The organism is Agrococcus phoenicis, from assembly GCF_047302415.1.
Lineage (GTDB): Bacteria > Actinomycetota > Actinomycetes > Actinomycetales > Microbacteriaceae > Agrococcus.
On sequence record NZ_CP154854.1, the window covers coordinates 1,998,183 to 2,010,961 of the forward strand.

Genomic DNA, 12,779 nt, shown 5'->3' on the forward strand with positions numbered 1-12,779 from the left:
GAGCACGACGAAGGGGCCCCGCGCGATGCGGGGCCCCTTCGTCGTGCTCCGACGGCCTACTTGCCGTCGCGCTGCGTGTTCTCGGTCGACGCGGCCTGGGTCGCGGCGTCCTGCGCCACGTCCTGGGCCTCTGCGGCCTCGGCGTTCGCGGCCTCGGCTGCGGCCTCGTCGGCCGCGACCTCAGCCTCGGGCGCCTGCTCGGTCGCCTCGGTCTCAGCGACCTCGGTCTCGGGCGCCTCGGTCTCCTCGACCTCGGCGTCAGCAGCCTTCGCCTCAGCGGCCTCCTGGTCGGCGGCTGCCGACTGCGCGGCAGCGGCGGCCTTCGACTTCGACGCCTTCTTCTGCACCGGCTCGAGCACGAGCTCGATCTGCGCCATGGGCGCGTTGTCGCCCTTGCGGAAGCCGAGCTTCGTGATGCGGGTGTAGCCGCCTTCGCGCTCGGCGACGAGCGGAGCGATCTCGGTGAAGAGCTCGTGCACGACGCCCTTGTCGCCGATCACGCCGAGCACGCGACGACGCGCGTGCAGGTCGCCGCGCTTGGCGAACGTGATGAGGCGCTCAGCGATCGGGCGCAGGCGCTTGGCCTTCGTCTCGGTCGTCTTGATCGACTTGTGCGTGAAGAGCGCAGCCGCGAGGTTCGCGAGCAGCAGGCGCTCGTGCGCAGGACCGCCTCCGAGGCGGGGACCCTTGGTGGGCTTGGGCATGGTTCGTATCCCTCTAGTTCTTCAGTCGGCCCGCGTTCAGCGAGCGTCCTCGTCGTAACCGCTGTAGAAGTGGGCGCCGTCGAAGCCGGGCACCGCGTCCTTGAGGGACAGGCCGAGCTCGACGAGCTTGTCCTTGACCTCGTCGACCGACTTCTGGCCGAAGTTGCGGATGTTCATCAGCTGCGTCTCGCTCAGCGCCACCAGCTCGGACACCGTGTTGATGCCCTCGCGCTTGAGGCAGTTGTACGAGCGCACGGACAGGTCGAGCTCCTCGATCGGGGTCGCGAGCTCGCCCGAGCCGATGGCCTCGGCCGGAGCCTGACCGATCTCGATGCCCTCGGCCTCGGCGTTCAGGTCGCGCGTCAGGCCGAACAGCTCGACCAGCGTGCGGCCGGCCGACGCGATGGCGTCGCGCGGCGAGATCGCCGGCTTCGACTCCACGTCGACGACGAGCGAGTCGAAGTCGGTGCGCTCACCGGCGCGCGTCGCCTCGACGCGGTAGGTGACCTTCAGCACGGGCGAGTAGATCGAGTCGATCGGGATGACGCCCGCCTCGGCGAACTCGTCGCGGTTCTGCGCAGCCGAGACGTAGCCGCGGCCACGCTCGATCGTGAGCTCGAGCTGCAGCTTCGCCGAGTCGTTCAGCGTCGCGAGCACCAGCTCGGGGTTGTGGATCTCGACACCGGCCGGGGCCGTGATGTCGGCGGCCGTCACCGTGCCCGCGCCCTGGCGCGAGAGGTAGGCGACCACGGGCTCGTCGTGCTCGGAGGAGACCACGAGGCGCTTGATGTTCAGGATGATCTCGGTGACGTCTTCCTTGACACCGGCGATCGTCGAGAACTCGTGGAGCACGCCGTCCAGGCGGATGCTGGTGACAGCAGCGCCGGGGATCGACGAGAGGAGGGTGCGGCGGAGCGAGTTGCCGAGGGTGTAGCCGAAGCCAGGCTCGAGCGGCTCGATCGTGAACCGCGAGCGGTGCTCGGAGACGATCTCCTCGGTGACAGTGGGGCGCTGGGCGATCAGCACGTGTCGGTTCCTTTCGGTCGCGAGTCCGCTATATGACTCGCGTGTTCAATGACGGCGGATGGCCGGGCAGGGGTGAGCCCCCTGCCCGGCGGGAACGACTAGTTGCGGCGCGGCTTCGGCGGGCGAACGCCGTTGTGGGCCTGCGGCGTCACGTCGTGGATCGCGCCGATCTCGAGGCCAGCGGCCTGGAGGGAGCGGATCGCCGTCTCACGGCCAGAGCCTGCGCCCTTGACGAAGACGTCGACCTTCTTCATGCCGTGATCCTGCGCCTGTCGCGCAGCCGACTCGGCGGCGAGCTGCGCGGCGTAGGGGGTCGACTTGCGCGAGCCCTTCATACCGACGCCGCCACCCGAGACCTGCGAGACGACGGCCCCGGTCGTGTCGGTGATCGAGACGATCGTGTTGTTGAACGTCGACTTGATGTGGGCGTGGCCCACGGCGATGTTCTTCTTGTCCTTCTTGCGCGGCTTGCGGACCGCGGACTTGGGAGCTGCCATGTTGTTCTACCTCCACGCGGCCTAGCGGCCGGCCTTCTTCTTGCCGGCGACCGTCTGCTTCTTGCCCTTGCGGGTGCGCGCGTTCGTCTTGGTGCGCTGGCCGCGGACGGGGAGGCCGCGGCGGTGGCGGATGCCCTCGTACGAGCCGATCTCGACCTTGCGGCGGATGTCGGCGGTCACCTCGCGGCGGAGGTCGCCCTCCACCTTGAACGTGCCCTCGATGTGGTCGCGGAGCGTGACCAGCTGGTCGTCCGTGAGGTCCTTGACGCGCGTGTTGCGGTCGATGCCCGTGGCCTCGAGCGTCTGGATCGACCGGGTGCGGCCGACGCCGAAGATGTACGTCAGTGCGATCTCCACGCGCTTCTCGCGCGGGATGTCGACACCTGCGATGCGTGCCATCGTGTGTCTCCTAGGGAGTGGTGAGAGGTATGGAGCAGCGGAGGTGCCTGGGCCTCTCCCCAAGGTGTCGCCCTCTTCCGAGGGCTCTGACCGCTGCTGTGTGCTGATGTTCGGTTGTGTCCGCGCCGGTGGCGCAAGCGCCGGGCGTCAGCCCTGGCGCTGCTTGTGGCGGGGGTTCTCGCAGATGACCATCACGCGACCGTGCCGGCGGATCACCTTGCACTTGTCGCAGATCTTCTTGACGCTGGGGTTGACCTTCATGTTCTCTTCCTCGCTGGCCTCGTGCTCGCGCGGCGCGCGAGCCGTTCCTTGTCCAGCAGCCGGTTACTTGTAGCGGTAGACGATGCGTCCGCGGCTGAGGTCGTAGGGGCTGAGCTCCACGATCACTCGGTCCTCCTGCAGGATGCGGATGTAGTTCTGCCGCATCTTGCCGGAGATGTGCGCGAGCACAACGTGTCCGTTCGAGAGCTCGACGCGGAACATCGCGTTGGGAAGCGCCTCGATCACCGTGCCTTCGATCTCGATGACGCCGTCTTTTTTGCCCATAGCCTTCTTCTGCAAGTTTCTCGGTTGCCGGTCATGCGAGTGACGCGCGCAGAGGGCGCACGACACCAACGGTCAACTCTACGCGCATCCGGCACTGGCGTGCAAGCCGGGCGTGTCGGTGCGGCGCGGACGAGCGCCGGGGCCTCGGACGGGCGCTCGCCTACGCCCCGGCGCGTTGGACGACGATGCTCCCCCACAGCATCGCGCGGTCGCGACGGGCGCGCTTGGCAGACTCGTCGTCCATCGTCGTGGCGAAGGAGCGCGCGATCACCGGCCCGCCGGGCACGACCGCTCGCAGCGCGGCCTTGCGCAGGTCGCGCACCCAGCGCTCGTCGGCCCCGTCGATCACGTTCGACAGGGTGACGGCGTCGTAGGCGCCGGGACCGACCCGCTCGAGGTGCTCCAGCAGCGGCTCCTCCAGCCAGGTGACCGCCTCGGGCGCGACCCGCGGCGGGGCGTGCCCCGGCATCTCCTCGCCCAGCAGCAGTCGCCAGGCGAAGGGGTTCTCCTTCGGCGCGTGCTTGCGGAGCGCTCGTGCGATGCGCCCCCTGATCGCTTCGTCGAAGTGCGGCGGGATCGGTGTGGCGAAGTCGCGCAGCACGAGCGCCGAGAGCGTGCCCGCGGGCCCGAGCATCGTCTTCAGGATCGATGCGAGGGTGCGGTTGTCGAGCCTCGTCTTCCAGGCCTCCGCAGCCCTCAGCGGGTCACCCTCCTGCAGGAACTGCCGCATCCGCCGGCGCGTCCATGCCGGGCTCGCCGCCTTGATCATGCCGCGACCGAGGTCGATGAGGCGCTCGGCGGCGCCCGGCTCGAAGTCGCCGCCGGCCACGCGACGCCGCGCGTACTGCAGCTGGTGGTGGTTGGAGCCGATCACCGTCACCCGGTGGCCGGCGTCCGTCAGGGCGGCGACCAGCTCGCCCGCTCCTCCGGAGACGAGCGCTCGGCTCGTCGGCGCCAGCTCCTCCAGCTCGATGCGCGGGTCGGACCAATCCCAGCCGTGCAGCAGGCGCTGCCGCGGGCGTGCGCTGGCGCGCCCGCGGCTGCGCGTGCCACGACTCAGCACGATCGGCCAGACACGGCCGCTCAGCCCTTCGCGGCCGCGACCAGGCTCGACAGCTCGTCGTGCAGCGCGCCGGCTCCGACGCCGCTGACGCGATCGACGAACGCAGCCGGGTCGAGCTCGGCGAGCAGCCGCTGGAGCTCGACGGCCTGCTCGTCATCGGGTGCGTCGAACCGGAGCGCTGCCGCGTAGGCCGCGATCAGGCCGTCGGCGCGCTCGCCGCGCTCGACCAGCTCGACGGCCGGCTGCACGAAGCGCTCGTTGCGGGACAGCTTGCGCAGCGGCTGCCGACCGATGCGCTCGCAGGTGTCGGGCAGCGCAGGGTTCTCGAACCGCTCGATCGCGCGCGCCACGTAGGCGGCGTGGTCTCGCGCGTCGAAGCCGAACTTCGCCAGCAGCAGGCGGCTGGTGTCGGCGAGCGCCGCCTCGACCGCAGCGCGGATCTCCGGCTCCTGCAGCGCTTCGGCGATCGTCGGCACGCCCGCGTTCCAACCGGCGTACGCCGTGGTGGCGTGGCCGGTGTTCACGGTGAACAGCTTGCGCTCGATGAAGGGCGCGAGGTCGTCGACGAAGTGCGCGTCGGGGATGGTCGGCGCTGCGCCCGCGAACGGCGTGCGGTCGATCGACCACTCGAAGAAGTCCTCCACGACGACGTCGAGGCCGGCGGGATCCTGCGGCGGGATGATGCGGTCGACCGCGGTGTTCGCGAACACCGCGCGCTCCGCCAGCTCCGGCGCGCCCTCGAGCACGTGGTCCCGCAGCGTGTCCGTCGCGCCGATCGCGTTCTCGCACGCCATCACCGCGAGCGGATCGCCCTCGCGCTGGGCGAGCCCGGCCCGGATCACGGGGGCGATGAACCGCATCGCCGTCGGCCCGACGGCGCAGGTCACGACGTCCGCCTCCGCCACCGCCCGCGCGGCGCCCTCGGGGTCGGCGCTCGAGTCGATGCCGGTGAAGCCGGTGACCGTGTGCACGGTCGCGTCCGGTCCCACCTCGCGCACCTGGTACGCATCCGCTGTCTGCAGCATCGCGATCAGCTCGGCGTTGACGTCGACGAACGTGACCTCGTAGCCCGCGCGCTGCAGGATCAGCCCGACGAAGCCCCGGCCGATGTTGCCGGCGCCGAAGTGGACGGCACGCATCACTCGTTGACGTCGCCGAGCAGCTCGAGGATCGCAGCGGCGTCGGGCGCCTGCTCGAGCTTCGCCACCTCATCCTCGTCGGCGAACACGATCGCGATCTTCGAGAGGATCTCGAGGTGCCCGCCGTCCTTGCCGGCGATGCCGATCACGAACTTCACCGGGTTGCCGTCCCAGTCGATCGGCGTCTCGTAGCGAGCCACCGACAACGCCGAGTCGAGGATCGAGTCCTTCGACTCGTTGGTGCCGTGCGGGATCGCGAGCAGGTTGCCCATGTAGGTCGACACGCTCTGCTCCCGCTCGCGCATGGCGTCCGCGTACTCCGGAGTCACCGCCCCGGCCGCCACCAGCATGTCTGCGGCCTCCTGGATCGCGGCGTCCTTCGTCGTCGCGCTCGGCGTCGTGGTGATCTGGTCGATGGTCAGGACGGGCATGGTGCTCCTCTACTCGGTCGCGTTCGACTCACCGACGAGCGCGACCACGTCGTCGTACTTCGGACTGTTCATGAAGTTGTCGACCGACACGTGCGTCGCCCGATCGTTCTGCTGGCGCGCGCGGGCCGTAAGGTCCTGGTGCGTCACGATCAGGTCCTCCGAACCGTCGAGGTTCGCGATCGCCACGTTCGTGACCGTGACGCCCTCGATGCCGGCCTTCTTGATCTTGCTGCGCAGCACGCTCGCGCCCATGGCGCTCGAACCCATGCCCGCATCGCACGCGAAGACGATGGTGCGGATGGGCGAGGTCGCCGCGGGCGCTGCCGTCGCGTCGACCGCGGGCGCGGCTGCCGCGCCGCCGCCCGCCGCCGCCGAGAGGTTCGACAGGTGCTCGGACTTCTTGCCCTTCGCCGCCTCGGTCTTGGCCACGGCGGCGGCGAGCTCGTCGCCGCCGGCGGCCTCGCGCTCGAGGTCGCGCTTGCGGGAGGCGCGCAGGATGACGGCGGCGACCGCGAAGGTGACCGCGGCGGCGATGACGACCGAGAGCAGCACGCCCACGAGGTTGCCTCCGCCGACCAGCAACGCCTGGGCACCGACCGAGAAGATGCTGCCGGGAGCCGCCGGGCCCGCCAGGCCCGTGCCGAGCAGCATGTTCGTCGCGACACCGGAGGCGCCGCCGAGCACGAGCGCGATGATCAGCGTCGGCTTCATCAGCGCGTAGGGGAAGTAGACCTCGTGGATGCCGCCGGCGAACGAGATGATCGCCGCACCGGGAGCCGTCGCCTTCGCGGCGCCGATGCCGAAGACGGCGAAGGCGAGCAGGAGGCCGAGGCCGGGGCCGGGGTTCGCCTCGAGCAGGAACAGGATCGACTTGCCGTCGGTGGCGACATCCGTCGTGCCCAGCGGCGTGAGGACGCCGTGGTTGATGGCGTTGTTCAGGAAGAAGACCTTCGCCGGCTCGATCAGCACGGAGGCGATCGGCAGCAGGCCCGTCTCGACCAGCCAGCCCACCGCGCCGCCGATGACGTCCATGATCCAGTTGACGACCGGGGCGACGACGAAGAAGCCGAACAGGCCCATGAGGAAGGCCAGGATGCCCGCCGAGAACATGTTGACGAGCATCTCGAAGCCCGCCTTGACCTTGCCGTCCCACAGCTTGTCGAGCTGCTGCATGACCCAGGCCGAGAGCGGCCCGAGGATCATCGCGCCGATGAACATGTGCACCTGGCCGAGCTCGGCCGCGCCCGGCGCGGGCGGGTTCGCCTCGTTGAAGGCGGCGATCAGGCCGTCCGATCCGGCGATCGCGCCCATGACGGCGAACGCGCCGACGACGGCGCCCCGCGTGCCGTAGACCATCCGGCCGCCGGTGCCGGCGATGAGGATCGGCAGCAGGTAGTGGATCGTCGGGCCGACGATCGAGGCCAGGTCGGCGTTCGGAAACGGGCCGACATCGATGAACAGGGCGGTGATGATGCCCCAGGCGATGAGCGCGGGGATGTTCGGCATGATCATGCCGGAGAGGAACGTGCCGAACTTCTGGATGGCGACGCGAGCGCCCCCAGACCTCGGTGCTGCGGTGGTGGTCATCGATGACTCCGTGCTGGGTGGGGTGGTGCTGCGTGGATCAGGCGTCGTGGTCGGTCGCGAGCAGCTGCTCGAGCTCGTCGAGCGCCGACTCGTCGTCGGAGCCGATCGTGACCGTGTCGCCCTTGCTGACGCCCAGCGAGATGACGGAGAGGATGCTGGCCGCGTTGACCTGCTTCTCGCCCTTCGTGATCGTGACGGGGCTGCCGGCCTTCGCCGCGGCCTGCGCGAAGAGCGAGGCCGGGCGTGCGTGCAGGCCGTGGGCGGACTCGACGGTGACGGTGCGCTCAGCCATGGTGCTCCTTCGGGATGATCGGGGCCAGACGGCCCGTCGTGCGAGTCACGCTACCACCGGCGGCGGCGCCGTCAGCGGATCTCAGCGGGGCTGTGCAGCACGCATCCGGAGCCACGCTGCGAGCACCGCCGCGAGCGTGCACGCGGCGATGGCGGCGACGGCGATCGCGAGGGCTCCGACGGGGACCGGCAGCAGCACCGCACCACCTCCGGCAGCGACCTCGCCGACGGCGCGCAGCGCCTGACCCGGCAGCGCCCAGCGCGCCGGATCGAGCCGCAGCTGCGCCATGAGCCCGGCGAGCGCGGGCTCGACGATGACCGGCACGCCCACGCCGACGGCCAGCGTCGCCAGCGGTGAGCGCGTGGCGTGCGCGAGGCACAGCATCCACGCGCTCCAGATCGTGGTCACCAGCAGGTGGGCGCTGACGGCGAGCGCGAGCGCACCGAGATCGAAGCCGACGAGGGCGGCCGCGCTCACCGCCGCGATCGTCGCCGACAGCAGGCCCAGGAGCAGGCTCAGCCCGAGCATGGGGACGGCGCCCGCCAGTGCGCGCGGCAGCGCCCGCGGCTCGCCCAGCACCGCATGCAGCCACCCGCCGTCGCGATACGGCCCTGCGACGGCGAGGGCCGCCAGCAGCGCCACGGCGATGGGTGTGGCCGCGCCCCTCGAGACGCTCATGGTCGCGAGCTCGAGCGGTCCGACGCTCCCGACCTGCGCCGCGATCGCGCCGCTCGTGAGGCCTCCTGCGAGCGAGCCGGCGACGGCCAGCACCAGCACCCACCCCTGCCGACGCCCGCGCAGCAGGCCGCGCAGCTCGGCCGCCATGCTCGCGCGCATCCGGCGCGACCTCGGCCCTGCGCCTCGAGGGACGAGCGGCCGCTCCCTCACCGCGCCCCCTCGATCGTGCTCGCGAACGCCGCGCTCAGCGTCGTGCGCCGAGGCGCGAGCTCGGTGATCAGCACTGCGGCGTCGCGGGCCACCCGGGCGATCTGCTCCGGTGGCAGCAGCCTGACGGCGAGGGATCCCGAGGCGCGAGCGCGGACCGTCGCACCCGCGGCGCGCAGTGCATCCGCGAGCGCGACCTGATCCAGCGAGCGCACGATCGTCACGGGGGCCGCGCCCGCCCGGAGGAACGGCTCGGCGGCGCCGGCGTATCGGATCCTGCCGCCGTGGAGGCACACCACGTGGTCGAGCAGGGGCTCGATCTCGTCGAGCGCGTGGGCGGACAGCAGCACCGCGCCGCCACCATCGGCGTGCGCGCGCAGCAGCTCGGCCAGCCAGCGCCTGGCCTCCGGGTCGAGCCCGTCGAAGGGCTCGTCGAGCACCAGGATGCGCGGGCTCGCCACCAGGGCTCCGGCGATCGCGAGCCTGCGCCGCATCCCGAGCGAGTAGGCGCGCACCGGCTGCGCCACCGAGGCGAGCCCGACGCCCTGGAGCACGCGCTCGGCTGCGGCCGCGTCCACGCCTGCCCGCAGCGCGAGCGCCCGGAGGTGCTGCCGCGCCGTCGACCACGGCGCCGCGCCGAGCGCATCGGGGCAGTAGCCCACGGTGCGCAGCGGCTCGTCGAGCTCCGGGTACGCGATGCCCGCCGTCCGCGTGCAGCCGCCGCCGCGCTCGAGGCCCAGCATGCAGCGGATGGTCGTCGTCTTGCCCGATCCGTTCACGCCGATGAAGCCGGTCACCGCGCCCCACGGGGCGCCGAAGGACACGTCGTCGAGCACGACGCGCTGGCCGTAGCGCATCCTGAGCCCCTCCACCTCGATCGCGGGCCTCACGCACGCTCACCACCGCTCGGCGTCGACGCTCCCGCAGGCATGCCCACGCGGGTCGACCCGGCGGGCCACGAGCGCTGCGCGTGGTCGACGAGGAGCACGACCCGGGTCGCCGACCACGCCTCGATGCGAGCGGCGAGCCGCGACGCCGCGGCGGGGTCGAGGCCGAGGAACGGCTCGTCCATCAGCAGCACGCGCCGCTCCCCCAGTGTCGTGAGCGCGTTCCACGCGCGTCGCGCCTCGCCCGTCGACATCCGCCCCGCGGGCTCTGGCAGCAGCGCCCCCAGCCCCTCCAGCTCGAGGGCGTCGATCGCCGCGTCGGCGGGGACGCCCGCGGCGCGAGCGAAGAGGCCGGCGTGGACCCGAAGCGCGACCGGAGCGAGGAACGCGACGGCGCAGCGGCTGACCGTCCGGGCGCGGCGCGCATCCTCGCTCGTCGCCGGCCAGCCGCCGACCCGCGCCGACCCGGCGCTCGGCACGAGCGAGCCCGCGAGCACCTCGATGAGCGTCGACTTGCCCGAACCGTTGGGTCCCTCGACGAGCACGAGCCCCGGGGCGTCGATCCTGAGGTCAGGCAGCGCGACCGCTCGCGCCCGCCCCGGCAGCGCCCCGACGCCGCGCAGCTCGAGCTCGCTCATCGGAGCCGCCGGACGAGCGCGGCGTGCGCCAGCCCCGTCAGGGTCGCGAGCACCACCAACTGGAGGGCCTGGGGAGCGTGCTGGCTGGCGAGCACGGGCGCCGGGGTGAAGCACACGCCGTAGACCAGCAGCCGCGGGAGCGCGGCCGTCGGGCTCGGCTCGAGGATCACCGCGACGGCCGCGCTGAGCAGCGCGCAGCTGACGATCGCACCGGTGGGCCACCCGGGCTCGTGCAGCAGGGCCCCCGTCGCCGCGCCGACGAGCGCCCCGACCGGCAGCGCGATGAGCAGCACCCCGCCGATGCTGCACGCGCTCAGCGCCCAGGGCCGCGCGCCGACCGAGCACAGCGCCCGCCCGAGCCGCAGGCCGGGCCTGCCGTCGAGGAGCAGCGCGTCGCCGCTGCACCAGACGGCGACCGCGACGACCGCGAGCTCGAGCGCTCGAGCCGGCACCGGCGGCGCGACGAGGGATCCCTGCCACGCGATCGCTGCGCCGCACAGCGCGCAGAGGGCCACGTGCTTGGCCGCTGCTCGCACCAGGGGCGACCGCACCCATCCGGCTCGAGCGAGCACGCGAGCGACGACGATCGCGACCAGCGCACCGGCCACGGTCGCGCAGGCGACGAGCACCGATGCCGCCGGTGCGCCGCGGATGCCCAGCACCAGGGATGCGAGCGCCCCGACCACGGCCGCGGCCAGCACCCCCGGGGCCGCGGAGAGGGCCGAGGCTCGTCGATCGATCCCGCGCTCGAGGTCGAGCGCGCGCAGCAGGGTGCGCTCCCGCAGCAGCGCGGCAGCCAGCCCTGACGAGGCCCCGAGCACCTGGCGCAGGCTCGGCAGCAGCGCGACCGCCGCGCCGACGACGGCGGCGAGCGCCCCGTCGCCCCACGTGCTGGCAGCCGTGTCGAGCACGACGGCGATCAGCAGCGCGATCCCGCCGCCGCAGATGGCCAGAGCGACGACGATCGGGGCGCGGAGCTGCCACAGCAGCGCCGGCGGCACCCACGGCGGCAGCGTGCTCACGAGCACGACCTCCGCCGTGCGCGCGACGGCGCCCTGTCGCCACGGCGCCCGCCGGAGGCCGGTCGCCGTCATCCGCGCGAGCGATCGGGCGACCGCTCCCAGCCCATGCCGTGGTACACCACCGTCAGGATCGAGCCGAGGAAGAGGAAGCCAGCGCAGGCGCTCGCCCACTCCACGAGACCCAGGCCGATCGCCGCGGCCGCCACGAGGCCGAGCGCCATCGTCGGGATGCCGGTGCCGAGCAGCCGGAGCCGCCCGCTGAGCAGCGCCGGCACCGCGGCGGCGAGCGCGAGCGCCCCTAGCGCGATCGACAGCGCCGTGGCGAACGGCACGCGACCGGCAGGCAGATCCGTCACCGCGACGCCGGCGAGCACGCCCGCGCTCAGCAGGAGGCACCCTGCTGCCAGCAGCCTGACGCCGGTCGCGGTGTAGGGGAAGAGGCCGAACAGCTTCGCTACCCGAGGCACAGCAGGCCTCCGATCAGGATCCCCGGCACTGCGGCGCGCAGGTAGGCGCGCCAGGAGGAGCGCGCTTCGGAGAACGCAGCCGGCGCGGTCGCGGCGACCGCGAGCGCGACGACCCAGAGCAGCCAGGACCGCTCGACCGCCACCACACCGGTCGCCAACGCCCACGCCTGCTGTCCGAGCACGAGCGCACCATAGACGATGCCGGCGACGCCCACTCGGAGCCTCGTGCCGATGGCGGGTGGGCCGAGCAGTCGCTCGAGCACGCTCGCGAGCGCCGCGAGCAGGAGGAGGATGCACAGCTGCAGGACGAGCACTCCGACCGCACCCATCGAGATCGCCATGCCGGCCATGGTCGGGTCGTCGAGGGCGCTCACCTGCTCGCTCAGCACGGTCTCCGCCATCGCGGTCGCTGCGGGCAGTCGCAGCAGCAGCAGCACGGCGGCGATGCCGAGGACGATCGCCCATGCGCCGGCAGAGGTCGTCCGCGTGCGCGCGACGGGGTGCGCGGGGGAAGGGTGGTCGGTGATCATGGTCCTCCTCAGGTAGTGGTGTGCGCGAGCGCACGCTGTGCCGTTCGGTCACGGGGACATGCGGGGCGGCGGCGCTCCGACCGGCCGGGGCTGCCGTCGTCATGCGAGCGCGGTGATGGCAGCCGCCTCGATCGCGGCGCCGAGCAGGATGAGTGCCGCGGCGACCACGCTCACGCCGAGCGCGGGCAGGATCGCGGCGGTGTAGGCGTCGGCGAACCGCCCGGCGTGCGCTCGCACGAGCGCCCGGCGGGACGCGTGGACCGTGGGCAGCACCCCTGCCGCTGCTCCCAGGACGATGCCTCCGAGCTCGAGCACGATGTACGTCCCCACGCGATCGAGCGTCAGCGGGAGCCCCAGCGAGGCGACGACCGATGCTCCGGCGAAGCCGACGATCATGGCGCTGACCGGCAGCGAGAGCAGCGTCGGGATGCCCAGGAGCGGGATGCCCGCGGCCAGCAGCGCCACGACCGAGAGGTTGCGGGCCGCGATGCCCAGGAACGATGCGTCGTCGATCAGCGGGCCGATGTCCACGTCGCCCGCCGCGACCGCCGTGGCGTTCATCGACGCCAACGCTCCCGATGTCAGCCATGCGGCCCCGACGACGCCGACGAGCAGCGCGGTCATGAGCGCGGCCGACAGCGCGATCGATCCGCGCATCGCGCGCGC

At 72.4% G+C, this 12,779-nt stretch carries 18 protein-coding genes; all 18 read right to left on the reverse strand.

The features are described 5' to 3' along the window. Window positions 1–56: 56 nt before the first annotated feature. Window positions 57–704: a 50S ribosomal protein L17 gene (gene rplQ / locus AA0Z99_RS09545; RefSeq protein WP_413316861.1), complete on the reverse strand. Its 648-nt coding sequence runs from the start codon at window positions 702–704 to the stop codon at window positions 57–59. Window positions 705–740: 36 nt separating this feature from the next. After that, the gene (locus AA0Z99_RS09550) at window positions 741–1,730 is read right to left on the reverse strand and encodes a DNA-directed RNA polymerase subunit alpha (RefSeq protein WP_413316862.1); all 990 of its coding nucleotides are present in this window, start codon (window positions 1,728–1,730) and stop codon (window positions 741–743) included. A 98-nt stretch (window positions 1,731–1,828) separates the two neighbouring features. Then, on the reverse strand, window positions 1,829–2,227 hold the full coding sequence (rpsK, locus tag AA0Z99_RS09555) for a 30S ribosomal protein S11 (protein WP_072312767.1): 399 nt from the start codon (window positions 2,225–2,227) through the stop codon (window positions 1,829–1,831). Window positions 2,228–2,248: 21 nt separating this feature from the next. Further along, window positions 2,249–2,626 carry a 30S ribosomal protein S13 gene (rpsM, locus tag AA0Z99_RS09560; RefSeq protein WP_413316863.1) on the reverse strand — a complete coding sequence of 126 codons (378 nt, stop codon included), beginning with the start codon at window positions 2,624–2,626 and terminating at the stop codon, window positions 2,249–2,251. A 147-nt stretch (window positions 2,627–2,773) separates the two neighbouring features. Beyond that, on the reverse strand, window positions 2,774–2,887 hold the full coding sequence (rpmJ, locus tag AA0Z99_RS09565; RefSeq protein ID WP_008361054.1) for a 50S ribosomal protein L36: 114 nt from the start codon (window positions 2,885–2,887) through the stop codon (window positions 2,774–2,776). A 63-nt stretch (window positions 2,888–2,950) separates the two neighbouring features. Beyond that, window positions 2,951–3,172, reverse strand: coding sequence for a translation initiation factor IF-1 (gene infA / locus AA0Z99_RS09570; RefSeq protein ID WP_413320829.1), 222 nt, complete (start codon window positions 3,170–3,172; stop codon window positions 2,951–2,953). A gap of 160 nt (window positions 3,173–3,332) precedes the next feature. Then, complete coding sequence (locus tag AA0Z99_RS09575) at window positions 3,333–4,235, reverse strand: hypothetical protein (protein ID WP_413316864.1); 903 nt, start codon at window positions 4,233–4,235, stop codon at window positions 3,333–3,335. A gap of 20 nt (window positions 4,236–4,255) precedes the next feature. Further along, window positions 4,256–5,374, reverse strand: coding sequence for a mannitol-1-phosphate 5-dehydrogenase (locus AA0Z99_RS09580; protein ID WP_413316865.1), 1,119 nt, complete (start codon window positions 5,372–5,374; stop codon window positions 4,256–4,258). Beyond that, window positions 5,374–5,805 carry a PTS sugar transporter subunit IIA gene (locus AA0Z99_RS09585; RefSeq protein WP_413316866.1) on the reverse strand — a complete coding sequence of 144 codons (432 nt, stop codon included), beginning with the start codon at window positions 5,803–5,805 and terminating at the stop codon, window positions 5,374–5,376. The genes AA0Z99_RS09580 and AA0Z99_RS09585 overlap by 1 nt, the downstream gene beginning before the upstream one ends. Window positions 5,806–5,814: 9 nt before the next feature. After that, entirely contained in the window at window positions 5,815–7,392 is a 1,578-nt protein-coding gene (locus tag AA0Z99_RS09590; protein WP_413316867.1) for a PTS transporter subunit EIIC, read from the reverse strand. A gap of 37 nt (window positions 7,393–7,429) precedes the next feature. Continuing rightward, complete coding sequence (locus tag AA0Z99_RS09595; protein WP_413316868.1) at window positions 7,430–7,684, reverse strand: HPr family phosphocarrier protein; 255 nt, start codon at window positions 7,682–7,684, stop codon at window positions 7,430–7,432. A gap of 81 nt (window positions 7,685–7,765) precedes the next feature. Next, window positions 7,766–8,521, reverse strand: coding sequence for a hypothetical protein (locus AA0Z99_RS09600; RefSeq protein ID WP_413316869.1), 756 nt, complete (start codon window positions 8,519–8,521; stop codon window positions 7,766–7,768). 47 nt (window positions 8,522–8,568) lie between these two features. After that, complete coding sequence (locus AA0Z99_RS09605) at window positions 8,569–9,459, reverse strand: ABC transporter ATP-binding protein (RefSeq protein WP_413316870.1); 891 nt, start codon at window positions 9,457–9,459, stop codon at window positions 8,569–8,571. Then, window positions 9,456–10,094, reverse strand: a complete 639-nt coding sequence (locus AA0Z99_RS09610; RefSeq protein WP_413316871.1) for an ATP-binding cassette domain-containing protein — start codon at window positions 10,092–10,094, stop codon at window positions 9,456–9,458. Before AA0Z99_RS09610 ends, AA0Z99_RS09605 begins: the two co-directional genes overlap by 4 nt. Further along, a complete protein-coding gene (locus AA0Z99_RS09615) occupies window positions 10,091–11,188 on the reverse strand; it encodes a hypothetical protein (protein ID WP_413316872.1) in 1,098 nt (365 codons plus the stop codon). The genes AA0Z99_RS09610 and AA0Z99_RS09615 overlap by 4 nt, the downstream gene beginning before the upstream one ends. Next, window positions 11,185–11,583 carry a hypothetical protein gene (locus tag AA0Z99_RS09620; protein WP_413316873.1) on the reverse strand — a complete coding sequence of 133 codons (399 nt, stop codon included), beginning with the start codon at window positions 11,581–11,583 and terminating at the stop codon, window positions 11,185–11,187. Before AA0Z99_RS09620 ends, AA0Z99_RS09615 begins: the two co-directional genes overlap by 4 nt. Beyond that, on the reverse strand, window positions 11,571–12,113 hold the full coding sequence (locus AA0Z99_RS09625; protein ID WP_413316874.1) for a hypothetical protein: 543 nt from the start codon (window positions 12,111–12,113) through the stop codon (window positions 11,571–11,573). Before AA0Z99_RS09625 ends, AA0Z99_RS09620 begins: the two co-directional genes overlap by 13 nt. 99 nt (window positions 12,114–12,212) lie before the next feature. Further along, complete coding sequence (locus tag AA0Z99_RS09630; protein ID WP_413316875.1) at window positions 12,213–12,770, reverse strand: stage II sporulation protein M; 558 nt, start codon at window positions 12,768–12,770, stop codon at window positions 12,213–12,215. Between the last annotated feature and the right edge of the window lie 9 nt (window positions 12,771–12,779).

Coding starts and splice junctions, on each gene's coding strand:
- rplQ (WP_413316861.1), bottom strand. CDS start 704: ATGCCCAAGCCCACCAAGGGTCCCCGCCTCGGAGGCGGTCCTGCGCAC.
- rpsK (WP_072312767.1), bottom strand. CDS start 2,227: ATGGCAGCTCCCAAGTCCGCGGTCCGCAAGCCGCGCAAGAAGGACAAG.
- rpsM (WP_413316863.1), bottom strand. CDS start 2,626: ATGGCACGCATCGCAGGTGTCGACATCCCGCGCGAGAAGCGCGTGGAG.
- rpmJ (WP_008361054.1), bottom strand. CDS start 2,887: ATGAAGGTCAACCCCAGCGTCAAGAAGATCTGCGACAAGTGCAAGGTG.
- infA (WP_413320829.1), bottom strand. CDS start 3,172: ATGGGCAAAAAAGACGGCGTCATCGAGATCGAAGGCACGGTGATCGAG.
- AA0Z99_RS09580 (WP_413316865.1), bottom strand. CDS start 5,374: ATGCGTGCCGTCCACTTCGGCGCCGGCAACATCGGCCGGGGCTTCGTC.
- AA0Z99_RS09585 (WP_413316866.1), bottom strand. CDS start 5,805: ATGCCCGTCCTGACCATCGACCAGATCACCACGACGCCGAGCGCGACG.
- AA0Z99_RS09590 (WP_413316867.1), bottom strand. CDS start 7,392: ATGACCACCACCGCAGCACCGAGGTCTGGGGGCGCTCGCGTCGCCATC.
- AA0Z99_RS09595 (WP_413316868.1), bottom strand. CDS start 7,684: ATGGCTGAGCGCACCGTCACCGTCGAGTCCGCCCACGGCCTGCACGCA.
- AA0Z99_RS09600 (WP_413316869.1), bottom strand. CDS start 8,521: ATGCGCGCGAGCATGGCGGCCGAGCTGCGCGGCCTGCTGCGCGGGCGT.
- AA0Z99_RS09610 (WP_413316871.1), bottom strand. CDS start 10,094: ATGAGCGAGCTCGAGCTGCGCGGCGTCGGGGCGCTGCCGGGGCGGGCG.
- AA0Z99_RS09615 (WP_413316872.1), bottom strand. CDS start 11,188: ATGACGGCGACCGGCCTCCGGCGGGCGCCGTGGCGACAGGGCGCCGTC.
- AA0Z99_RS09625 (WP_413316874.1), bottom strand. CDS start 12,113: ATGATCACCGACCACCCTTCCCCCGCGCACCCCGTCGCGCGCACGCGG.
- AA0Z99_RS09630 (WP_413316875.1), bottom strand. CDS start 12,770: ATGCGCGGATCGATCGCGCTGTCGGCCGCGCTCATGACCGCGCTGCTC.